General features: G+C 60.8%; 19 protein-coding genes. 16 read left to right on the top strand and 3 right to left on the bottom strand.

Features of this window, described 5'->3' with window-relative positions; translation table 11 throughout:
* The first annotated feature begins 12 nt into the window (after window positions 1-12).
* Both ACUN0G_RS29530 and pgm read left to right on the top strand, forming a co-directional pair.
* Window positions 13-1,425 (top strand): aminotransferase-like domain-containing protein, encoded by a 1,413-nt coding sequence (locus ACUN0G_RS29530; RefSeq protein WP_421524331.1) that lies wholly within the window; start codon window positions 13-15, stop codon window positions 1,423-1,425.
* A gap of 99 nt (window positions 1,426-1,524) precedes the next feature.
* Entirely contained in the window at window positions 1,525-3,171 is a 1,647-nt protein-coding gene (pgm, locus tag ACUN0G_RS29525) for a phosphoglucomutase (alpha-D-glucose-1,6-bisphosphate-dependent) (protein ID WP_445575093.1), read from the top strand.
* Between the two features lie 125 nt (window positions 3,172-3,296).
* On the opposite strand, the gene ACUN0G_RS29520 is transcribed toward pgm, so the two are convergent.
* Window positions 3,297-3,992, bottom strand: coding sequence for a pirin family protein (locus ACUN0G_RS29520; protein WP_177025334.1), 696 nt, complete (start codon window positions 3,990-3,992; stop codon window positions 3,297-3,299).
* A gap of 218 nt (window positions 3,993-4,210) precedes the next feature.
* Here ACUN0G_RS29520 and ACUN0G_RS29515 point away from each other — a divergent pair, with 218 nt between their 5' ends.
* The gene (locus tag ACUN0G_RS29515; protein ID WP_445575092.1) at window positions 4,211-6,679 is read left to right on the top strand and encodes a UvrD-helicase domain-containing protein; all 2,469 of its coding nucleotides are present in this window, start codon (window positions 4,211-4,213) and stop codon (window positions 6,677-6,679) included.
* A gap of 116 nt (window positions 6,680-6,795) precedes the next feature.
* Here ACUN0G_RS29515 and ACUN0G_RS29510 read toward each other — a convergent pair whose 3' ends face one another.
* Complete coding sequence (locus ACUN0G_RS29510) at window positions 6,796-7,068, bottom strand: DUF1652 domain-containing protein (protein WP_076013522.1); 273 nt, start codon at window positions 7,066-7,068, stop codon at window positions 6,796-6,798.
* Window positions 7,069-7,328: 260 nt separating this feature from the next.
* On the opposite strand from ACUN0G_RS29510, the gene ACUN0G_RS29505 reads away from it, so the two are divergent.
* From ACUN0G_RS29505 to ACUN0G_RS29480, 6 genes are all read left to right on the top strand, one after another.
* Window positions 7,329-8,144 (top strand): helix-turn-helix domain-containing protein, encoded by an 816-nt coding sequence (locus tag ACUN0G_RS29505; RefSeq protein WP_445575091.1) that lies wholly within the window; start codon window positions 7,329-7,331, stop codon window positions 8,142-8,144.
* 49 nt (window positions 8,145-8,193) lie between these two features.
* A complete protein-coding gene (locus ACUN0G_RS29500) occupies window positions 8,194-9,600 on the top strand; it encodes an NAD(P)/FAD-dependent oxidoreductase (RefSeq protein WP_445575090.1) in 1,407 nt (468 codons plus the stop codon).
* Between the two features lie 27 nt (window positions 9,601-9,627).
* Window positions 9,628-9,969 (top strand): cupin domain-containing protein, encoded by a 342-nt coding sequence (locus ACUN0G_RS29495; RefSeq protein WP_003217122.1) that lies wholly within the window; start codon window positions 9,628-9,630, stop codon window positions 9,967-9,969.
* Window positions 9,970-10,029: 60 nt separating this feature from the next.
* Window positions 10,030-11,109 carry a polyamine ABC transporter substrate-binding protein gene (locus tag ACUN0G_RS29490; RefSeq protein WP_010169417.1) on the top strand — a complete coding sequence of 360 codons (1,080 nt, stop codon included), beginning with the start codon at window positions 10,030-10,032 and terminating at the stop codon, window positions 11,107-11,109.
* Between the two features lie 116 nt (window positions 11,110-11,225).
* The gene (locus ACUN0G_RS29485) at window positions 11,226-11,669 is read left to right on the top strand and encodes a hypothetical protein (RefSeq protein ID WP_445575089.1); all 444 of its coding nucleotides are present in this window, start codon (window positions 11,226-11,228) and stop codon (window positions 11,667-11,669) included.
* Between the two features lie 167 nt (window positions 11,670-11,836).
* The gene (locus tag ACUN0G_RS29480) at window positions 11,837-12,295 is read left to right on the top strand and encodes an REP-associated tyrosine transposase (RefSeq protein WP_445575088.1); all 459 of its coding nucleotides are present in this window, start codon (window positions 11,837-11,839) and stop codon (window positions 12,293-12,295) included.
* A gap of 118 nt (window positions 12,296-12,413) precedes the next feature.
* Here the strand turns inward: ACUN0G_RS29480 and ACUN0G_RS29475 are convergent, their stop codons facing one another.
* A complete protein-coding gene (locus ACUN0G_RS29475) occupies window positions 12,414-13,208 on the bottom strand; it encodes a helix-turn-helix transcriptional regulator (RefSeq protein WP_063030352.1) in 795 nt (264 codons plus the stop codon).
* A 197-nt stretch (window positions 13,209-13,405) separates the two neighbouring features.
* Here ACUN0G_RS29475 and ACUN0G_RS29470 point away from each other — a divergent pair, with 197 nt between their 5' ends.
* The 7 genes from ACUN0G_RS29470 to ACUN0G_RS29440 all read left to right on the top strand — a co-directional run bounded on the left by ACUN0G_RS29470 (window position 13,406) and on the right by ACUN0G_RS29440 (window position 22,663).
* Entirely contained in the window at window positions 13,406-14,770 is a 1,365-nt protein-coding gene (locus tag ACUN0G_RS29470) for an APC family permease (protein ID WP_017479714.1), read from the top strand.
* Window positions 14,771-14,779: 9 nt separating this feature from the next.
* Window positions 14,780-15,880, top strand: coding sequence for a DmpA family aminopeptidase (locus ACUN0G_RS29465; protein ID WP_445575087.1), 1,101 nt, complete (start codon window positions 14,780-14,782; stop codon window positions 15,878-15,880).
* 364 nt (window positions 15,881-16,244) lie between these two features.
* A complete protein-coding gene (locus ACUN0G_RS29460) occupies window positions 16,245-17,693 on the top strand; it encodes a serralysin family metalloprotease (RefSeq protein ID WP_445575086.1) in 1,449 nt (482 codons plus the stop codon).
* A 74-nt stretch (window positions 17,694-17,767) separates the two neighbouring features.
* Complete coding sequence (locus ACUN0G_RS29455; protein WP_445575085.1) at window positions 17,768-18,136, top strand: AprI/Inh family metalloprotease inhibitor; 369 nt, start codon at window positions 17,768-17,770, stop codon at window positions 18,134-18,136.
* A gap of 104 nt (window positions 18,137-18,240) precedes the next feature.
* The gene (locus ACUN0G_RS29450) at window positions 18,241-19,992 is read left to right on the top strand and encodes a type I secretion system permease/ATPase (RefSeq protein ID WP_445575084.1); all 1,752 of its coding nucleotides are present in this window, start codon (window positions 18,241-18,243) and stop codon (window positions 19,990-19,992) included.
* Window positions 19,989-21,323, top strand: coding sequence for an HlyD family type I secretion periplasmic adaptor subunit (locus tag ACUN0G_RS29445; RefSeq protein WP_201142044.1), 1,335 nt, complete (start codon window positions 19,989-19,991; stop codon window positions 21,321-21,323). The genes ACUN0G_RS29450 and ACUN0G_RS29445 overlap by 4 nt, the downstream gene beginning before the upstream one ends.
* Before the next feature lie 2 nt (window positions 21,324-21,325).
* Complete coding sequence (locus ACUN0G_RS29440) at window positions 21,326-22,663, top strand: TolC family outer membrane protein (RefSeq protein WP_445575083.1); 1,338 nt, start codon at window positions 21,326-21,328, stop codon at window positions 22,661-22,663.
* Window positions 22,664-22,815 lie beyond the last annotated feature (152 nt).

Genomic DNA, 22,815 nt, shown 5'->3' with positions numbered 1-22,815 from the left:
GGGTGAGCTGCTATGAACCTCAGGGACGACAGGCAGACCGACTTCGCCTACCAGGCGGTGTATCGCTACATGATCAACCTCATCAACGAGGTTGGCACCGATGCCCGGGTAAAGTTGCCATCATTGCGGCAATTGTCGGAGCGCCTGAACGTGTCGATCTCGACCATTCAATACGCTTACTCGCTGCTGGAGAAGGAAGGCCGGGTGTATTCGGTGGCCAAGTCGGGCTACTACGCCTGGCCGGTGTTGAATAAACCGCCAGGCAGCAGTGGTGGAGACCTGCTGGAGCGCCTATACGCCGGTGCTCGGCGCCCGGGAATGCGGGTGCTCAGCGCCGACGAGCCGGCACTTGGAGCGTCTTTGGACGGTGCACTGTTGCTGCTGGAGCGCGAATTGTTACGTCACTACCCGCGTCATCTGCAGCCATGGTCGCAGCCGTGCGGCGTCTGGGAGCTGCGCGCAGCGCTCGCGGCGCGCTATACCTCGTCGCCGACTCGTTGCTGGCAGGCGGATGAGGTGTACATCGGTGCCGATCTGCGCGGGGTGCTGGAGATCCTGATTGAGGTGCTGGGGCTCAAGGGCGCGGCGGTCATCGTGGAATCGCCCTGTGACTGGTTGATCCTGCGCTTGTTGCAGGGCGCGGGCGTGAAGGTCCTGGAACTGCCGTTCACGGCCGACGGCGGGCTGAACCTGGAGCTGCTCGAGCAAATGCTCGGCAATGAGCCGGTTCAACTGGCGCTGCTCTCCTCGGGCGTCAGCCTGCCGTCCGGCATCGTCCTGCCCACCCATGACCGCCTGCAGTTGGTACGGTTGCTGAACCGGCATGACTGCTGGTTGTTAGAAAATGACAGCCATGGCGAGTTGGGCTTTGAGCAGCCGACCACCGCCTTGCGTGACCTGGCCAACCCCGAGCGGCTGATGGTGTTTTCCACCTTCGAAAAAATGCTCGGGCCCGAAGCGCCGTTTGGCTATTTGTTGTCCCGCCACTTGAGCAGCGAGCTGCAGCGCCAGTTCCTGCTGCGCGAATTCCGGCTGTCCTCCATCCGCCAGCGGGCGATTGCGCGGCTCTATCTCAGCGGGCGGATCGACCAGCATCTGCGGGAGTTGCGACCGCAACTCAACGAGCAGGCCCGGCTGATGAGCCAGCGCCTGGATGAGCATCTGGGGGATCAAGTGAGCTACCGAATGCCTGCCGCCGGCGCCACCTTCTGGTTGCGCTCAACGGCGGTGGTGGACATGCGCCAGGTGTTCCAGCGCCTGCTCACCCGGCAGGTGGTGATAGCGCCGGGAGAGCTGTTCAGCATCAGCGGCCTGCACCGCCAGCACCTGCGGCTGAGTCATACCTTCGACGGGGCGCATAGCCTGGAAAACGCCCTGGATGAGCTGGCCCAGGCGTTGAGGCAGGCACAGACCGGCGCCGAATGAAATTTCACTGAATGTTGTAGGATTTATAACGTCGCGGAGCAGTCCAAGTCTCAGTAAACTGCACTTTTTTCCGAATCCTTCTCTTTCAGAGGTTTATGCATGACTCTCAGTCCTTTTGCGGGCAAGCCGGCACCAGCTCAACTGCTGGTAGACATCCCGCGACTGGTAACGGCCTATTACACCGGCCAGCCTGATGCAGCGATCTCCACCCAGCGCGTCGCCTTTGGTACCTCCGGGCACCGCGGCAGCTCGTTCGACCTGAGCTTCAATGAATGGCACGTGCTTGCCATCAGCCAGGCCATTTGCCTGTACCGTGAGGCCCAAGGTATCAACGGCCCGCTGTTTGTCGGCCTGGACACCCACGCACTGTCGACGCCTGCCGGCGCCAGCGCCCTGGAAGTGCTGGCGGCCAATGGCGTGCACGTGATGCTGGCCGAGGGCGACGAGTACACGCCGACACCGGCGATTTCCCACGCCATTATTTGCTACAACCGCGGCCGCACCAGCGGCCTGGCCGACGGCATCGTGATCACGCCGTCCCACAACCCGCCACAAAGCGGCGGCTACAAGTACAACCCGCCGAATGGCGGCCCGGCCGATACCCACATCACCAAGTGGATCGAAGCCAAGGCCAACGAACTGCTGGCCAACAAACTGGCCGGGGTCAAGCGCATTACCCACGCCCAGGCGCTGAAGGCCGACACCACTCATCGTCACGACTACCTGAATACCTACGTGGCGGACCTGGTCAACGTCATCGACTTTGATGCGATCCGCGGCTCAGGCCTGCGCCTGGGCGTTGATCCGCTGGGCGGAGCAGGGGTGCGCTACTGGTCGGCCATTGCCGAGCACCACCGCCTGAACCTGGACGTGGTGAACACCGAAGTCGACGCCACGTTCCGCTTCATGAGCGTCGACTGGGACGGCCAGATTCGCATGGACCCGTCCTCCAGCTACGCCATGCAAGGCTTGATCGGCCTCAAGGACCGCTTCGACGTGGCCTTCGCCTGCGACCCGGATCACGACCGCCATGGCATCGTGACGCCATCCGGTGGCCTGCTGGCGCCGAACAACTACCTCGCCGTGTCCATCGATTACCTGTTCCAGAACCGCCCTGAATGGCGTGCGGATGCAGCCGTGGGCAAGACCGTGGTCAGCAGCGGCCTGATCGACCGGGTGGCCAAGCGCATCGGCCGTCGCCTGTACGAAGTGCCGGTGGGCTTCAAGTGGTTTGCGGACGGGCTGTTCGAGGGTTCCCTGGGGTTCGGTGGCGAAGAAAGCGCCGGCGCGTCGTTCCTGCGCAAGGACGGCAGCGTCTGGAGCACCGACAAGGACGGTTTGATCCCGGCGTTGCTGGCAGCCGAAATGACGGCGCGCAAGGGCCAGGACCCGAGCCAGATCTACCGTGGGCTGACTGATGCGTTGGGCGAACCGTTCGCGATTCGTGTGGATGCCAAGGCCACCCCGGCGCAGAAGGCCCTGCTGGGCAAGCTGTCGCCGGACCAGGTGACGTCCACGCAGTTGGCGGGGGAAAGTATCCAGCAGATCCTCAGCCATGCGCCGGGTAACGACCAGGCGATTGGCGGGCTGAAAGTCATGACCGAAAACGGCTGGTTTGCCGCACGGCCATCGGGGACTGAGGACATCTACAAGATCTACGCCGAGAGCTTTATTGGCGAGGATCACCTCAAGCAGCTGGTGGAAGAGGCGCAGGTGTTGGTGGATGGGGCGATCTCGGCTGGCTAGAGCCGTAACTACTGTAGGAGCGAGCTTGCTCGCGAAGGACTTTAACGATGACGCGGGCTTTCTGAAAACAGGCGGCGCTCTTTAGTTTTTCGCGAGCAAGCTCGCTCCTACAGGGGTGTTTAGCGTCAGGCGAGGTCGACCAACACGATCTCGCTGTCTTCAACCGCCGTCACCCGCAATACCTGCTCATCCTCAACCGCCACACCGTCTCGAGCGTGTGCACGCAAGCCGTTGACTTCAATCACGCCGGTCGCCGGCACCAGGTACGCCCGGCGCCCGCTGTCCAGCCGATACTCGGCACTTTCACCCGCTTTCAAATTGGCCGCTACCAGCCGTGCATCCGCACGAATGCGCAGGCTTTCGCTGTCTCCAGCCTTGCCACTGGCCAGGGTCACAAAACCTTCGCGGTCACCCTTCGGAAACGGCTTGGCGCCCCACGACGGCGGCAAACCGGCCTCGTTGGGAATAATCCAGATCTGGAAAATCTTGGTCGGCGTGGCTTCCAGATTGTATTCGCTGTGGGCAATCCCGGTGCCGGCGCTCATCACCTGGACATCCCCAGCCTCGGTGCGGCCCTTGTTGCCCAGGTTGTCGGCATGGCTGATGGCGCCTTCACGCACATAGGTGATGATTTCCATGTCCCGGTGTGCGTGTTGCGGGAAGCCGGTGCCCGGTGCAATGAGATCATCGTTCCATACCCGCAGGTTGCCCCAGTGCATGCGCTTGGGGTCGTGGTACTCGGCGAAGGAAAAATGGTGGTGAGCGTCCAGCCAACCGTGATTGGCGCCGCCCAGGGTGTTGAAAGGTCGAAGTTCAAGCATGATCGTCTCCTGTGGATGGGAGCCATGATCCGCCAGCGCCAGATCGATAAAAAGCGTAAAAAATGCCGGATTCCTATCGAATGCTTCGATGCCGATCCTAAGAGCCTATCTTCACTTCATCGCCTAACTGCATGAGCGCAAAGCAATTGGCTGGAACTGTGGGGCATTTGCGGCGACCATAGGGCTCTTGTCCGAGTTAACGCATTGCAGGAGTCCGCGTGCCGCAACACACCCCCGATCTGCCTCCCGAACTGCGGCCACTGGCCGAAATGCCCCTGTTGAAACGGCTCGCCGCCCGATTGTTCGGTCACGGCCTGACGCGCCTGCGCGCCCAGCACCGTTTTTCCTGGTTGCATGGCCAGGCCGACGGCTTTCGCAGCGGTCACACGGCCGGCGTGGAGTATGGCTATAAGGAAGGCAAGGCGGATGGCATCGAAGAAGGCCGCCAGGTCCTGCTGATCCGTGACTTCCGGCCGGATGAACACACCGCACCGGGTGTGGACGACAGCCTGTTCGACGACTGGCGCCTGCCGCTGACCGCCGAGCTGAAGAAACGCATCAAGGCCGATGTGGCGCGCCTGCTGCCCGCCCATGCCCAGCCTAGCGCGGCCCAGTGGAAGATGATCTTCAGCGACACGCCGTCCACCTCGGTGATTGCCGGTGCCGGCGCGGGTAAATCCACCTCGCTGGTGCTGCGTATCCTGCTGCTGACCCATTACCTGGGCTTTGAGCTGAGCTCAATGACAGTCGTGACCTTCACCCGTGAGTCGCGCAAGGACTTCATCAACAAGCTCATGGAAATTCTCGCCTTGTGGGGCCAACCCCTTGGTATGAAAGAGGCGCAAGCCGTAGTGCGCACCTTTCACTCGCGCATTCTGCCGATGGTGCGCAGCCTGCCGGGCCTTGAACGGCTGCAGGCGTTTGAGAACCTCAACGCGCGCACCGAAGCGGGCTTTGATGAGGCTGACAGTAACCCCTTCGAATTGCGCATCAACGACGCCCAGCGCCAGCAACTGAATGCCTGCTACCACCAGTTGCATGGCCGTCATGCGCGCTTCCGCGAGCTGATCGCCCCGTTGGCGCGCCATGCCCTGCAACTCAAGGAGCTGGAGCGGGATCATCCGGATGTGCAGAAACGCGTGGCGGTGACCGAACTGGCGGCCAAGCGCGATGAAGAACTCTGTGATGTGATCGAAGACCTGTGGTTTCGCGCCGGCGCCTGGCCGATCAAGGGCATTGAACCCAACCGCCAGACCTTCGATATCAATGGTGCGCAGTTTCACTGCCATGGCTACATTGCCGAGTTGGATGCCTGGGTAATGCTGGGCTTTGACCCTAGGGAAAATGCCCAGCTCAGTCGTCCTGGCTCCAAGCTGTCCGTGCGCGCAGAGTGGGCGGTAAAGCGCACCCTGTTTCAAGCTTTTTGTCGTAAGCCACTGATATGGTTGGATAACTATGAGTCATCCAAGCGTCTTCTGAGCAGCCTGGCCGGCGATGCAACAGCGGGCCCGGGCTTCGATTACAAGGTCAAGGGCGAGCTGGCTTCGGCGCCGCTGCTGGACAGCTTTGTCGCCGCCGCCGGGTTTATCGAGAACCTCGGGCTGGACGTGCCCACCGCCGTGGGCAAGATGAGCTTCGCCAAGGACGACCCGGACCGTTTTTACTTCGAGGCCCTGAGCATTTTCTGGAAAGCCCTGGAAGACCACTTGTTGGATCAATCGCCACCGGTCATGACCTATAACCGGATGTTCTCGCTGTTTGGCGAAAACACCCCGGAAAACCTCAAGCTCCTCAGCGACGGCCTGCTGCGGCCGATGTCGCACCTGATGATCGACGAGTTCCAGGACGTGTCGCCGCAGATCGTCTCGTGGATCCGTGCCAGCCTGCGGGAAATTCGCAGCCGAGGCCCGGCCATGCACGTAGGCCGTGGCGCCCAGCGTTCTTCGCTGTTGTGCGTGGGGGATGACTGGCAATCGATCTATGGCTGGCGCGGCAGCTCGCCCAAGTACTTCATGGAGTTCAACAAGGAATTCCCGTCGCCCACCACCACACGGGTGATGCTGGGCGAGAACTACCGCAGCCATCAGCACGTGATCGATGCTGCCGAGCATATCGTGCGTGCTGCTCCGGCCATCAGCGGCAAGAAAGCCAAGGCCAGTGGAACCCCGAAGGCATTGGTGCCGGTCAGCGTGCGTGATCGTGACGATGCGGCGCTGGGCCAGCAACTGCTGGCGCACTATCAAAGGGGTGATTCGATATTAATGCTGTATCGAAAAAGCAGCGATAAGTCATTGATTCATGAGCATATTCAGGCTGTAGTTAATCTGGATTCTAGCTTGCCGTATGGCGATCGCCGTCTGAAGCAACTGACCTATCACAGCGCCAAGGGCCTGCAAGCGGATGCGGTATTCCTGCTGGGCGACTGCCAACACTTGACCAGTTCGCCTTACAAGAACCAGGTCTACCGCATGGCGGGCCTGGGCAAGGGTGGCGATACCGAAGCTTACGACAGCGCGCAGAAAGACGAAGTGCTGCGCCTGGCGTATGTGGGGATCACCCGGGCAGTGAGCCATTGCTACTGGTATGTCGAGGCGCAGGATGGCCAAGGGGTGAATGTGCCGAAGGCTTCGGACCGGGTTGCCGGGGACAAACCGTTTTTTGATGACCAGCGCATCAGCAAATCATAAGGGGTGACGTTGAATCCTGTGGCGAGGGAGCTTGCTCCCGTCGGGCTGCGTAGCAGCCCCAAAATCCTGGGAGCGCTGCGCACTCCAGCGGGAGCAAGCTCCCTCGCCACACCAGATCAAGCCCGCAGCGACAGCGGCGGCACAAACGACTCCAGCTCATCCTCTACGGCCTCGATGATCCGCTCCACATCAGCGGCATTCATCACCGTGGCACAAGGAATGCCGGCAATCGCAATCAGGGTTTCTCCGCTGGCGCGGTCGAACAGGCGGGCGATCATGCTGCCGGGAGCATCCATGCTCGCCTCAAAGCCCAGTGGATGAAAATGCCAGCGCATCAACTGGCAGGCGTTGGGAAATGTCACTTTGTTCATCTTGCCCACCTTGTTCATTGAGCGCTTCCTTTAGCTCGCTGCAGGGGCGCCATGACCGTCACTGGTCCTGGCCGTCGTGAGCTTTAAAAATAGCATTCGTTCGCATCCGACAGGGGAGTTTTTTCGCCCCGTTCGGCGGTTGTTTTAAGGAAGTTTGATGTGGGTCATGTACTACATGGGAATGGGCGAAAGGCCATTAGTCATCACTGTCAAATGGCCATTGAACCCGCCCGCAAAGTTGGGCAAGCTCGCAGGCTGACCCAGCCTTAGAGCGCTCCATGCCCGACTTCATCCCGGATGATTCCCAGCAGACCCAAGCCACTGGTGAGTTGGTGCTGCGTCACCATCTGTGCTGGAAACATCGGGACCTGGACGGCGTGATGTCGTACTACCACCCGGACATCCAGTACCACGATTTCTTCCAGAACCGCGTAGTGGGCGCAGACGATCTGCGCGAGTACCTGCAAGCCAGCATGCCCCGTGGAGCGGATGAAGCGATCGAGCACACCGACCGTATCCGCGCCGACGGCGACACAGCCTTCATCCAGTACCGCATCACCCTGCGCGGCGGCCAGGGCCTGGTGTCATTTCGCACCAGCGAAGCCATCACCGTACGTGACGGCCTGATCTGGCGGGTCAACGAATACGCCTCGCTGGTGCACGAAGCATCTGCCAGCCGCAGCGAGACCACGCGCCCCACCGTCAGCCGCCTGGGCCTGTCGCCCCAGCAACTGAGTTACATGGCCAAGGACCTGCAGCAGTACTTCGAGCGCCAGCAACCCTATCTGGACCCCGAGCTGGACCTGCAACGGGTGGCGAAGGAGTGCGGGTACAGCCGCAACCAGATCTCCTACCTGCTGAACCAAGTGCTGGGCCAAAGCTTTTACCGCTACGTCAACCAGGCGCGCCTCCAGCATTTGCTGGCCGCACTGGACAAGGCCACGCCGCCGATCCGCATCGACGAACTGGCGTTTGCCGCGGGCTTCAATTCGACATCGGCCTTCTACAGCTGCTTCCGCCAGCACACCGGTCAGTCGCCCAAGGCCTACGTCAAACAAATTTCTCTGCGTGCACGCGCGCAAGACAGCCCCTGAGGCCAGGCTCTAGGATCACTGCCATCGAAGTGTGGTGGTGGAGCTTGGCATGCCTGCATGGCGCAATATCAGTTTATGGATGGACCAGCTGGACGAGCCGCTGGTGGCGCGTGCGTCCCTGGAGCACGACCTGGACGTCAACGTGGCCATTATCGGCGCCGGTTACACCGGGCTCTGGACCGCGTATTACCTGAAGCGCCAGGCGCCCGAGTTGAAAATCGCGATCATCGAGGCACAAACCGCCGGGTTCGGTGCCTCGGGCCGTAACGGCGGTTGGCTGATGGGTAACCTGCTGGGGGAAGACCGCCTGCTGGCCGGCTTGTCTCCCGAACAGCGCCGGGCCTCGTTCGACCTGCTGCACGCCATTCCCGATGAAGTTGCGCAAGTGATCCAGCACGAAGGTATCGACTGCGACTACCGCAAGGGCGGCGTGCTGTATTGCGCCGCGCGCTATCCCGAACAGGAAGCCACCCTGCGGGCCTACCTGGCCAAGCTCCACGCTCAGGGCCTGACCGACGACGATTACCGTTGGCTCGGCCCGCAGCAACTGGCCGAGCAAATCCGCATCGCCAAACCCTATGGCGGCATCTATGCCCCCCACGTTGCCACGATTCACCCGGCCAAGCTGGTGCGTGGCCTGGCGCGGGTGGTGGAGCAGATGGGCGTCACGATCTACGAAAACAGCCCCGTCACCCATTGGCAGTCCGGCAGCCTGCGCACCGCTAACGCCTCAGTGCGCGCGTCATGGGTGGTGCCGGCGGTGGAAGGGTATGCCACCACATTGGCGCCTTTGGGCCGCTATCAGTTGCCAGTACAAAGCCTGATTGTCGCCACCGAACCATTACCCGCCAGCACCTGGGACGAAATCGGCCTGAACCGTGGCCAGGCCTTCGGCGAAAGCAGCCGCCAGGTCACCTACGGCCAGCGCTCGGCGGACAACCGCCTGGTGTTCGGTGCCCGTGGTGGTTATCAGTTTGCCGGCAAGCTACGGCACAACTTCGACCTCACCGACAGCGAAGTCGAACTGCGCCGCTACCTGTTCGGTGAACTGTTCCCGCAGCTCAAGAAAGTCCGCGTCACCCACGCCTGGGGCGGCAACCTCGGCATGTCCCGGCGCTTCAAGCCGCACATGCTGTGCGATCACGCGGCGGGCATCGCCCTGGCCGGTGGTTATGGCGGCGAGGGCGTCGGGGCCAGCAACCTGGGCGGCCGCACGTTGGCAGACTTGATCCTGGGGCTCGACACGCCGCTGGTCACGCAGCCATGGGTGATCCAGCCGGGCCGGCTGGACGGGCTCAAGGCCTGGGAACCGGAACCCTGCCGCTGGCTGGGCTACAACGCGATCATTCGCAGTTTTGTCCATGAGGACCAGGTGTTGGCCAACCCCAACACCGCGCCCTGGCGCCGCAAACTGGCCAGCGGGGTTGCCGGGTTCATGGAAGGTTTCATGCACTAAGTCGTTTCAATCACCACAGGTATGAACATGAGCATTACCCAGTTCAAAGACACACTCAGCGCCCATTTGCCGGACTCTTCCCCCGTCGCCGTGCCACTGGGCACACCGGTGGCGGTGGCCTCGACCTTGAGCGTGGAACGTAGCGACGGCGTCGAAACCGGCATTTGGGAATGCACGCCCGGGCGCTGGCGCCGGCAGATCAAAGCCCAGGAGTTCTGCCACTTTATCCAGGGCCGCTGCACCTTCACCCCCGACAACGGGGAGATGCTCCACATAGAAGCCGGTGACGCACTGATGTTGCCGGCCAACAGCACCGGTATCTGGGACATCCAGGAAACCGTGCGCAAGACCTATGTACTGATCCTCTGATTCTTTGATCTTTGATCGCCTGCCATAAAAACAGCCCTAAAACCGCCAGGAAATCGAACCATGAGACCCATTGCCCTGTTGCCGCTGGTATTCGTCGCCACCCTCAGCCAAGCCGCCGAGACGGTGAAGATCTACAACTGGTCGGACTACATCGCCCCCGACACCACCAAGAATTTCCAGAAAGAAACCGGGATCGGCTTCACCTACGACGTGTACGACAGCAACGAAACCCTCGACGGCAAGTTGATGACCGGCAAATCCGGCTACGACGTGGTGTTCCCCTCCAACCACTTCATGGCCCGGCAGATCCAGGGCGGGGCGCTGAAGAAGCTCGACAAGAGCCAGTTGCCCAACTGGAAGAACCTCAACCCGGTGCTGCTCAAGGCCCTGGAAAACAACGACCCGGGCAATGCCCACGGCTTCCCTTACCTGTGGGGCAGCACTGGCATCGGCTACAACATCGACAAGGTCAAGGCGGTACTCGGCGACAACGCCCCGGTAGATTCGTGGGACCTGATCTTCAAACCCGAGAACATGCAGAAACTGCAGAAATGCGGCGTGGCCATCCTCGACAACGGCCCGGAACTGCTGCCCGCGGCCCTCAACTACCTGGGCCTGCCGCACCACAGCAAGAAGGCTGAAGACTACAAAAAGGCCGAGGACCTGCTGATGAAAGTACGGCCGTACGTGGCGTACTTCCACTCCTCGAAATACACCGCCGACCTGGCCAACGGTGATATCTGCGTGGCCGTGGGCTTCTCCGGCGACATCCTCCAGGCCGAAAGCCGCGCCAAGGAAGCCAAGAACGGCGTGAACATCGGCTACAACATTCCCAAGGAGGGCGCCGCCATCTGGTTCGACATGGTCGCCATGCCCGCCGACGCCCCGGATGAAAAAGCCGGCTATGCATTCATGAACTACCTGCTGCGCCCCGAAGTGATGGCCAGCATCACCAACTACGTGCACTACGCCAACGGCAACGCTGCGGCCGACAGCCTGGTAGACCCGGCGATCAAGAGCGACACCAAGGTGTACCCAAGCCCGGAAATGATGGGCAAGTTGTTCGCACTGGAAGCAATGCCACTGAACATCGACCGGATTCGTACGCGGGTGTGGAACACCATTCGTACCGGGCGTTGATCCTTCAGAGATGATTTCGCGATAAAACATTGCTTTTTAGACTGTCATTTATGACAGGTTAAATGTTGTGACATTGATGCTATTGATATGGCTCGAACCCAATCTAGGAGAGAGCCATGTCTACCCATGAGCCAAAAGCATTTGAAAGAACGACTCCGCAGAACGAAGCCAGTGGAGAAGTCAAAGGCAAAATTACCAGCGGCGTTGACTCACATGATTTCAAGGCAAAGTTTCTTTATCTTGATCGCCAGCCCGGCTCGGTGCGCTTTTTCGGTGTAGATAACGAGTTTGCGGATCCAACCCCGGGAGATCCCTTCAACAGGGAGGGCATCGAAGTCAGATTGATAAAGCCCAATGCCCAAAAGACCGAATACAAAATTGGCGACGGAGATGTCTACGCCAGTTATGCCGGGCCTAGTGGAGAAGAAATTCCGACCCAAAGCGGCACAGTCACCTATCACCAAAATGATAGCGATAACAGCATTAACGGTCGTATTCAGTTAACGCTATCGGGGCAAACCACAGTCGACCTGATTTACTGGTTGAACACTCAAGCGTGATTGAGACCCGGCGGGGCCGGCCCGCCGCGTCGCTCACATGCCCTTGCTTATGGATTCTCCAGCGTGCCGGGCGTTGATTGGCAATATTTGGTCGCTCATCCATGACTGCTTTCAGGTGCTGCTCCTTCTAAATTCCTCGCCTCCTAATGTTGATTTGGAGGCAAGGAATGCCTGTATCCAACAAGTCTGGACGATTGCGGATTGGAAGGGCCTCAGAGGTTGGCAGGGTGTACCTGTTGACCGCTGTGGTCGACCGGCGTGTGCCGATCTTCGGTGATTGGCGGCTCGGGCGGTTGCTCGTAAAGGAATTTCGGCAGGCACATGAAGATCAATGGGCGAACTCACTCGCGTTTGTGGTGATGCCGGATCATCTTCACTGGCTGGTTCAACTGCGTGACAAGTCGTTGGCCGAGTTGATGTGCCGGATAAAATCCCGTAGCAGCTTGACGGTCAATCGTGCGCTTGGGCGCAGGGGCCGGCTTTGGCAGAAGGGGTATCACGACAGGGGTGTTCGGCGTGAGGAGGATCTGAAGGACTTTGCCCGTTACGTGGTGTGTAACCCGGTTCGTGCGGGGTTGGTGAGGCGGGTGCATGATTATCCACTTTGGGATGTTTGGTGGCTTTGAGGGCCTCACGCAGCCTCGCTAGGGCTCGACAGCTGCTACGACGAGAGGCGGGCGCTTGGCTCTCTCACCCCGTAGCAGCTGTCGAGCCTTAGCGAGGCTGCGTAGCCACACCGCGGAATTAAGGATTCTCCAAGTCATGCCCCAACGACTGGATAAACAACGAAAACAACTCCGGCTGCGACGAGATATCCAGCTTGGCATACAGGTGCCGACGATGAACCTTGACCGTATCCGGCGAGATATTCAGCCGTTCGGCCATGGCTTTTGACGAAAACCCACGCAACACCAACCGCGCAATTTCCAACTCCCGCTCCGACAACACCCCACAGCCAAAATGACTCAGCGCATCCCGGATCTGGCTGGCCATCTCGGCAGGCGCGGCCACGCGCTGGGTGCTCTGCTGCCAATGCTGCTGCATCAACGGCAACACCCAGGCCGCCAGCGTGGTCATCAACCCGGTTTCCTCGCCGGTAAACAACCGCTGCATCCCCAACGACAGCGACAACGTCCCCGCACCCGGCAATTGCAGGATGAATTGCACCTCGTCCTCCAGCACGTTGTCGTGGAAGTAATTGAGGAAGTACTCACTCTGGCGAAAATGATCCGGCGCGACTTCTTCAAGGCGGTACACGCCACTGGCATACCCCTCGCGACATGCCTGGAAAAACGGGTCCAGCAAGTACAAACCATTGAGGTAAACCAGCATCGACGCCGGCTTGCTGCTCGGTTGCGCGTCGTACTCCTCCAGCGCCTGGGGCGGGCCGTCGGTGGGGTAGAAGATCGCCAGGGCATTGTCGAAGGGCACGCATTGGTGCAACAACAGCACTAGTTGTTTCCAGAAACGTCCGGTGCCGATCTGTGCGACGGTACGGCCCAGGCCTGCGTGCATGCCGACCTCCCTGAACAGGCTCATGTGCAGCTCCACGCAAAGGATTCAGGCCGCAAGGGTTCGGCTTTTGCCGGTTGCCGTCAAGGGGAGTACTCCAATAGGGGAATTGGCCGCCTTACCCGCAGCGTTTAAGTTGGCCGTCAGTCAGTGGGGAACATACCCCGCGCCGCTTCACCTTTTCGTTTCTGCCTCAAACCAAGAACAATCAAGAGGATAACGATATGAGTGCTCCTTCCACGCCCGACGGCGTGCTGAAACCCACCCTGAGTGTGTTCGACGTGGTGGCTATTACCGTCTCGGCGGTGACCCCGGCCAGTTCCGTGTTCGTGATTGCGCCCTTTGCCATCCAGCAGGCCGGCAGCGGGGTGTTCCTGGCTTTTGTGATGGCCGCCTTGCTCGCGCTGATGTTCGCCTTTTGCTACGCCGAACTCGGCCGCGCCCACAACAGTGCCGGCGGTGAGTACGTGTACGCCAAGCGGGTGTTCGGCGGCATGGCCGGTTACGCGACGTTCCTCACGGTATTGGTGATGTTGCTGTTTATCCCGCCGGTGCTGGCCACCGGCGCGGCGACGTACCTGAATAACGCCCTCGGCACAAAATTCGATTCGCAAACCGTGGCCCTGGTGATTGTGGTGTGCAGCTACGCCCTGGGCATCCTGAATATCAAGCTGAATGCCTGGATCACCGGCACCTGCCTGCTGCTGGAAGTGGCGGCGTTGCTGGTGATCGTGTTTATCGGCTTCGGCAACCCGGTGCAGCCGGTCAGCGTGTTGCTGCAACCGCAAATCGTCGAAAACGGCGTGCTGCACCTGGCGCCCTGGGCGCTGGTGATCGGTGCGGTAGGCATTGGCCTGTTCTCCTTCAATGGCTATGGCCCGGCGGTGTTGCTGGCCGAAGACATGAAGTGCGGCGGCAAGGGCGTGCACAAGGCGGTGTTGTGGTCCCTGGGCCTGGTGGTGGTCATCGAACTGGTGCCCATCACCGCGTTGTTGATCGGTGCGCCATCCCTTAGCGCGATGATCAGCAGCCCCGACCCGATCGGCTACCTGCTGACCAGCCACGGCAATGAAACATTGTCGCGGCTGGTGAGCGCCGGGATTTTCCTGTCAGTGTTCAATGCGATTGTCGCCATCGTGATTCAGATCGGTCGGGTGGTGTTCAGCAGCGGCCGCGATGCACTGTGGACGCCGACCATCAATAAACTCTTTACCCGCATTCACCCGCGCTGGGATTCACCGTGGTTGGCTACGCTGTTCCTGGCGATCCCTTCGGCATTGCTCAGCTTCAGCTCGAACCTGGCGGACCTGACGTCCTTCAGCGTGCTGCTGATCATGCTGGTGTACCTGATCGTGGCGTTGAGCGCGTTAATGAGCCGGGTGTTGCTGCGTGACCGCGAGCATCCGTACCGCATGCCGTTGTGGCCAGTGCCGGCCTTGCTGGCGGTACTCGGCGCCGGTTACCTGTTGGTGACCCTGGCGATGGCCGCTTCGGTCCGGGACATCATGATTATCATCGGCCTGCTGGCATTGTCGGTGATCCTGTATTGCATCAGTGGCCGGTTGAGTCCGGCGTTTCAGAAACTGTAAGGAGTGGTTATGCGCGCACGTCAATTGGGCATCACGTTGGGACTGGGTACGCCCGGTGAGTTGAATGCCATCACCGACGTTCCAGGGGTTCGGGTCGGCCACTGCACGATCAAGACCCGCATCGACGGCAAACAGGTACGCACCGGCGTCACCGCAATCCAGCCCCGGGCCGGTGCCGCGCGGTATCAGCCATGTTTTGCCGGCTACCACGTGCTCAACGGCAATGGCGACGCCACCGGGCTTGAGTGGATCGCCGAGTCGGGCCTGCTGACCACGCCACTGGCGATCACCAACACCCACAGCATCGGGATTGTGCGCGACACCCTGATCGCCCTGGAGCGTGAAAGCCTGGCAGACCCGGCGGTGTACTGGTGCATGCCGGTGGTGATGGAAACCTACGACGGGTTGCTCAACGACATCTGGGGCCAGCACGTCGGCCCGGAGCATGTGCGCGAGGCGCTGGCCAGCGCCGAGGCCGGGCCGGTGGCGGAGGGCGCCGTGGGCGGCGGCACCGGGATGATCTGCCATGAGTTCAAGGGCGGGATCGGCACGGCCTCGCGGCGCCTGTCGGCGGAGCAGGGTGGCTGGACCGTCGGTGTGCTGGTACAGGCCAACCATGGCAAGCGCCAGGAATTGCGGGTGGACGGTTACCCGGTAGGTCGGCAACTGATGGACATCCCGTCACCCTTTGCCGATCGCGGCACCCCCGGCATGGGCTCCATTGTGGTGATCATCGCCACCGATGCGCCATTGTTGCCCCATCAATGCCAGCGCCTGGCACAGCGCGCGTCCATTGGCATTGCGCGCACGGGCGGTGGCACCGAGGACTCCAGCGGGGACCTGTTCCTCGCATTCGCCACCGGCAATCAGGATCTGCCGGTGGCCGACTACGGGCGCAAGGGCCTGCCCCTTAGCACGTCGCTGCAAATGGTCAATAACGACCACATTTCGCCATTGTTCAGCGCGGCGGCGGAAGCGGTCGAGGAAGCGATCATTAATGCGATAGTGGCCGGGGAGGACATGCTCACCGACGACGGGATACGCGTGCCGGGGTTGGATTCGCAAACGCTCCTGCAGGCATTACGTCAAACAGGCTGGCGCGAGCAATAAATAAACTAAGTCTTGTCCCGGTAATACGGGACAAGCACTTAAATAGTGGCCATTCAATATTAACAATGACACGGTGACACTTTCTTAGTGCACCTCAAGCAATACTTTGGATCCATTTTCCATGAAATGCCTTTAGGAGTATTTAATATTTAAATAGCTGGATTTTTATAAGGCGCTATTTGCCAATGTTTGCAGGTTTTGTTCGTCGGCCCAACTTTTTCCTTGGATAAAAACCGCTGGACGAATGATTTCAGGTTGTGTCAGTTTTCTTTCGCCTTCAAAAGGGGCGAGTGATCGGACTTACTCGCCAAAGTGAGTCCGGTCGGACAAAAACTGTTCCACTTGCAAACAAGGAAGTACGTTTATGTCAAAAGTAAAAGACAAAGCTATTGTGTCGGCGGCTCAAGCAAGTACCGCCTATACGCAAATCGATAGCTTTAGCCATCAATACGACCGTGGCGGCAACCTCACGGTCAATGGCAAACCCTCGTTCACCGTTGACCAGGCCGCCGACCACCTGCTGCGTGAGAACGCCGCGTACCGGGACGTGGATGGCAACGGCAAGATCGATCTCACCTACACCTTCCTGACCTCGGCTTCCAACGCGACCATGAACAAGCATGGGATCACCGGGTTCAGCCAGTTCAACACCCAGCAGAAAGCACAGGCTGTACTGGCCATGCAATCCTGGGCTGATGTGGCCAATGTCACCTTCACCGAGAAAGCCTCGGGCGGTGACTTCCACATGACCTTCGGCAACTACAGCGGCGGCCAGGACGGCGCGGCGGCCTTTGCCTACCTGCCAGGCACCAACGCCAAGTACAACGAAAGCGGGCTTGACGGCACTTCCTGGTACCTGACCAACAACAGCTACACGCCGAACAAGACGCCGGACCTGAACAACTATGGCCGGCAGACCCTGACCCACGAAATCGGCCACACCCTGGGCCTGGACCACCCTGGCGACTACAACGCCGGGACCGGCAACCCTTCGTACAAAGACGCGGACTATGGACAGGACACGCGTGGCTACAGCGTCATGAGTTACTGGAGCGAGAGCAACACCAACCAGAACTTCAGCAAAGGCGGGGTAGAGGCTTACTCCTCCGGCCCGCTGATCGACGACATCGCCGCGATCCAGAAGCTCTACGGCGCCAACTACAACACCCGCGCCGGCGACACCACCTACGGGTTCAACTCCAACACCGGGCGTGATTTCCTCAGCGCCACTTCATCGGCCGACAAGCTGGTGTTCTCGGTGTGGGACGGTGGCGGCAACGACACCCTGGACTTCTCCGGCTTTACCCAGAACCAGAAGATCAACCTCAATGAGACCTCGTTCTCCGACGTTGGCGGCCTGGTGGGTAACGTTTCCATCGCCAAGGGCGTGACCGTAGAGAACGCCATCGGCGGTTCGGGCAACGACCTGTTGATCGGTAACGCTGCAGCCAACGTCCTCAAGGGCGGTGCCGGCAACGACATCATCTACGGCGGCGGCGGTGCAGACCAGCTGTGGGGCGGTTCAGGCAACGACACCTTTGTGTTCGGCACCAGCTCGGACTCCAAGCCAGGTGCGGCCGACAAGATCTTCGACTTCACCTCGGGTTCGGACAAGATCGACCTCACCGGCATTACCAAAGGTGCAGGCCTGACCTTCGTCAACGCGTTTACCGGTCACGCCGGCGACGCGGTGCTGTCCTACGCTTCGGGTACCAACCTGGGCACATTGGCAGTGGACTTCTCCGGTCACGGCGTGGCGGATTTCCTCGTCACCACCGTTGGCCAGGCAGCGGTCAGCGACATCGTGGCTTGATTCAGGTGTAAAGGAGGGTGGCGCACACGCGCCGCCCTCTGCCCTTGCATCCACCCCTTGAACGGGCGAAGGTGATGACGCTATTTCGCAGTACAGTTGCCTGGTGTGTCCAGGCGTTGCTTATGTCGGCAGGAGCCACAGCAATGGCAAGCAGTCTGGTTTTACCCACGTCCGCGCAATTGGCCGGGCATTGGACGCTGCACCAGCAAGAGCAGGTGTGTGCGCTGGATCTGATTGAACACGCCAACGCCCTGGGGGGCGATGTGGAGTGCGTGGGACAATGGCTGGGTGAAGCCCCCGTTAGTTGGACGCCAACTCCCGACGGTATTTGGTTGATGAATGCCGAAGGCACCGGCATTACCCATTTGAATCGCCAGAAAGAAGGCGAATATGAAGGCCGCGTAAAATCTGGCGCGGTATTGATATTACAACGTGCACCCTAATAGTTCGTTATAACGATATAACCCGATTTTAATGTTTGCCCGCCTCTTAATGGGGCGCCTGGCAAACTATTGCGCGTCATTCGGCTCAGGGAAGATCAGGCAACATGGCGAAGACCACTCCCGTTGCACCACTGTTCAAGGCACTCGGCGACTACAAAAGTATTCTGATCAGTATTGGCTGCTTCACGGCATTGATTAACGTATTGATGCTGGTGCCGTCGATTTATATGTTGCAAGTCTACGACCGCGTGCTGTCCTCACAGAACGAAACCACCCTGGTGATGTTGACGCTGATGGTGGTGGGGTTCTTCGCCTTTATCGGCGTGCTTGAGGTGATCCGCAGCTTTATCGTGATTCGCATCGGCAGCCAGTTGGAGCGCCGCTTCAACCTGCGGGTGTACAAGGCCGCCTTCGAGCGCAACCTGCAGCGGGGCGAAGGCCATGGCGGGCAATCCCTGGGGGATTTGACCCACATCCGCCAATTCATCACCGGGCCGGCGCTGTTCGCGTTTTTCGATGCGCCGTGGTTTCCGATCTACCTGTTTGTGATCTTCCTGTTCAACGTCTGGCTGGGTGTCTTGGCCAGCGCCGGTGCGGTGCTGCTGATTGCCCTGGCGTGCCTCAACGAATACCTGACCAAAAAGCCCCTGGGTGAAGCCAGCGGGTTTTCCCAGCAATCCACCCAGTTGGCCACCAGCCACCTGCACAACGCCGAAACCATCCAGGCGATGGGCATGCTCGGCGCTTTGCGCAAGCGCTGGTTCAAGGTGCATTCGCAGTTTCTGGGCTTGCAGAACAAGGCCAGCGACACCGGTTCGATCATCAGTTCCCTGAGCAAATCCCTGCGCCTGTGCCTGCAATCGTTGGTGCTCGGCCTGGGGGCGTTGCTGGTGATCAAGGGCGACATGACCGCAGGGATGATGATCGCCGGTTCGATCCTGATGGGCCGGGTGTTGAGCCCCATCGACCAGTTGATCGCCGTGTGGAAGCAATGGAGTTCGGCCAAGCTGGCTTATCAGCGCCTGGACAGCCTGATGCGCGAATTTCCGCCCCAGGGCGAGCAGATGGCCTTGCCGGCGCCCCAGGGCAATGTGAGTTTCGAGCAGGTCAGCGCGGGCCCGCCGGGGCGACGTGTGCCGACCCTGCATCAGGTCACCTTTAACCTGACGGCCGGTGAAGTGCTCGGCGTGCTGGGTGCTTCCGGCTCCGGCAAATCGACGTTGGCCCGCGTACTGGTAGGCGTGTGGCCAACCCTGGCGGGCACCGTGCGCCTGGACGGGGCCGATATCCATCGCTGGGACCGCGACGACCTCGGCCCGCATATTGGCTACCTGCCTCAGGACATCGAACTGTTCAGCGGCAGCATTGCCGACAACATCGCACGCTTTCGCGAGGCCGACCCGGGGCTGGTGGTGCAGGCAGCCCAACAAGCGGGCGTGCACGAATTGATCCTGCGTTTGCCCCACGGCTACGACACCGTGCTCGGTGACGAGGGCAGCGGCCTGTCCGGGGGCCAGAAACAACGGGTGGCCCTGGCCCGTGCGCTGTACGGCGGGCCGCGCCTGATCGTACTCGATGAGCCCAACTCCAACCTCGACACCGTGGGCGAAGCCGCCCTGGCCAGCGCGATCATGCAGATGAAGGCCCAGGGCAGCACGGTGGTGCTGGTGACTCACCGTTCCTCGGCGTTGGCCCAGGCCGACAAGCTGCTGGTGCTGAACGAAGGCCGCTTGCAGGCGTTTGGTCCGAGCCAGGACGTGCTGCGGGCACTGTCCGGCCAGCAGGAAGCACCGCGAGAAAAGGCCGGGGTCAGTTTCAGCCGTCAGTATCAAGCCGGAAGGAATCCAGGCGCATGAGCAGCGACAACAGCATTCAAATCAACCGCGATTACGAACAGACTCACCCCGAACACGACGCGCGCTTCTTTGCCCGCATGGGCTGGCTGCTGACGGTGGTCGGCGCCGGTGGGTTTTTCCTGTGGGCCAGCCTGGCACCGCTGGACCAGGGGATTCCGGTGCAAGGCACGGTGGTGGTGTCGGGCAAGCGCAAGGCGGTACAAACCCTCAGCCCCGGCGTGGTCAGCCGGATCCTGGTGCGGGAAGGCGAGGCGGTGAAGCAGGGCCAACCCCTGTTCCGCCTCGACCAGACGCAGAACCAGGCCGACGTGCACTCCCTGCAAGCCCAATACCGCATGGCCTGGGCCAGCGTGGCGCGGTGGCAGAGCGAGCGTGATAACCAGTCGACCATCACTTTCCCGGCGGAGCTGAGCACCAACCCTGATCAAGCCCTGGCATTGGTCCTCGAAGGCCAGCGCCAACTGTTCAGCAGCCGCCGCGAAGCCTTTGCCCGGGAACAGGCCGGGATTCGCGCGAGTATCGAAGGTGCCACCGCACAGCTGAACGGCATGCGCCGCGCCCGCAGCGACCTGACCGCCCAGGCGCAATCCCTGCGTGACCAACTGAACAACCTGCAACCCCTGGCCGACAACGGCTACATCCCGCGCAACCGGCTGATGGAGTACCAGCGCCAACTGTCCCAGGTGCAACAGGACCTGGCGCAGAACACTGGCGAAAGCGGGCGGGTGGAGCAGGGCATCCTCGAATCGCGCCTCAAGTTGCAGCAGCACAGCGAGGAATATCAGAAGGAAGTCCGCAGCCAACTGGCCGACGCGCAACTGCGCAGCCTGACCCTGGAGCAGCAACTTACTTCCGCCGGTTTCGACCTGCAGCACAGCGAAATCAATGCGCCTGCCGATGGCATCGCGGTCAACCTGGGCGTGCACACCGAAGGCGCTGTGGTGCGTGCCGGTGAAACCCTGTTGGAAATCGTGCCCCAGGACACCCGCCTGGAAGTGGAAGGGCGCTTGCCGGTGCACCTGGTGGACAAGGTCGGCGCCCACTTGCCGGTAGACATCCTCTTCACCGCCTTCAACCAAAGCCGCACACCGCGGGTGCCGGGGGAAGTGAGCCTGATCTCCGCCGACCAAATGCTCGACGAAAAAACCGGCATGCCGTACTACGTGTTGCGCACGGTCGTCAGCAGCAACGCCCTGGAAAAACTCCATGGCCTGGTGATCAAGCCGGGGATGCCCGCCGAGATGTTCATCCGCACCGGCGAACGCTCCTTGCTCAATTACCTGTTCAAGCCGCTGCTGGACCGCGCCGGCTCGGCGTTGACCGAGGAATGAGCATGAAGCCGATGTTCATCGCCTTGTTACTCGCCTGCAGCAGCGCCCAGGCCGCCATGGGCCCGTTCGATGTTTACGAACAGGCTCTTCGCAATGACCCGGTATTTCTCGGCGCCATCAAGGAGCGCGACGCCGGCTTGGAGAACCGCACCATCGGCCGCGCCGGCCTGCTGCCTAAACTGTCGTACAACTACAACAAGGGCCGCAACAACTCCCAGGCCACCTTGCCCGACGGGCGCGGCGGTAATTATCACGATGACCGCAACTACAACAGCTACGGCTCCACCTTCACCCTGCAACAGCCGCTGTTCGACTACGAAGCCTATGCCAACTACCGCAAGGGCGTGGCCCAGGCGCTGTTTGCCGACGAGAGTTTTCGCGACAAAAGCCAGGCGTTGCTGGTGCGGGTGCTGACCTATTACACCCAGGCGTTGTTTGCCCAGGACCAGATCGACATTGCTCGCGCCAAGAAAAAGGCCTACGAGCAGCAGTTCCAGCAGAACCAGCATCTGTTCCAGCAGGGCGAAGGCACCCGCACCGACATTCTGGAAGCGGAATCGCGCTATGAGCTGGCCACTGCCGAGGAAATCCAGGCGCTGGATGAACAGGACGCCTCGCTGCGAGAACTGGGAGCGCTGATCGGTGTGCAGAGCGTCAACATCAATGACCTGGCGCCGCTGAACCCGGGATTTGCCGCCTTCACCCTGACCCCGGCCAACTACGACACCTGGCACGAACTGGCGCTGACCAACAACCCCAGCCTGGCCTCGCAACGCCAGTCCGTAGAAGTGGCGCGTTATGAAGTGGAGCGCAACCGCTCGGGGCACCTGCCACGCATCACGGCCTATGCCAGCTCGCGCCAGCAGGAGTCCGACAGCGGCAACACCTACAACCAACGCTATGACACCAACACCATCGGCATCGAAGTCAGCATGCCGTTGTATGCCGGTGGTGGCGTCTCGGCATCCACCCGCCAGGCCAGCCGCGCCATGGAGCAGGCCGAGTACGAACTGGAAGGCAAGACCCGCGAAACCCTGATCGAACTGCGGCGCCAGTTCAGCGCTTGTCTGTCGGGGGTAAGCAAGCTGCGGGCGTATCAAAAGGCGCTGACTTCGGCTGAAGCGCTGGTGGTCTCCACCAAGCAAAGCATCCTCGGTGGCGAGCGGGTCAACCTCGATGCGCTGAACGCCGAGCAGCAGCTGTACAGCACCCGCCGCGACCTGGCCCAGGCGCGGTACGACTACCTGATGGCCTGGACCAAATTGCATTACTACGCGGGCAACTTGCGCGACACCGACCTGGCCAAGGTGGACGAGGCGTTTGGCCCTATGAGCCGCTGATGCCTGGACGAGTAGCACTTGGTGCAAGGGAGCTTTGGTGGGGAGGGAGCTTGTTTTGGCAAGGGAGTTTTCTGTGGCAAGGGAGCTTGTTGTGGCGAGGGAGCTTGCTCCCGCTGGAGTGCGCAGCGCTCCCAAGATTTTTGGGGCCGCTA

Source organism: Pseudomonas sp. 32A, from assembly GCF_052682255.1.
Note: the sequence above shows the minus strand (reverse complement) of the source record. Positions and strands in the feature narration are given on the sequence as shown.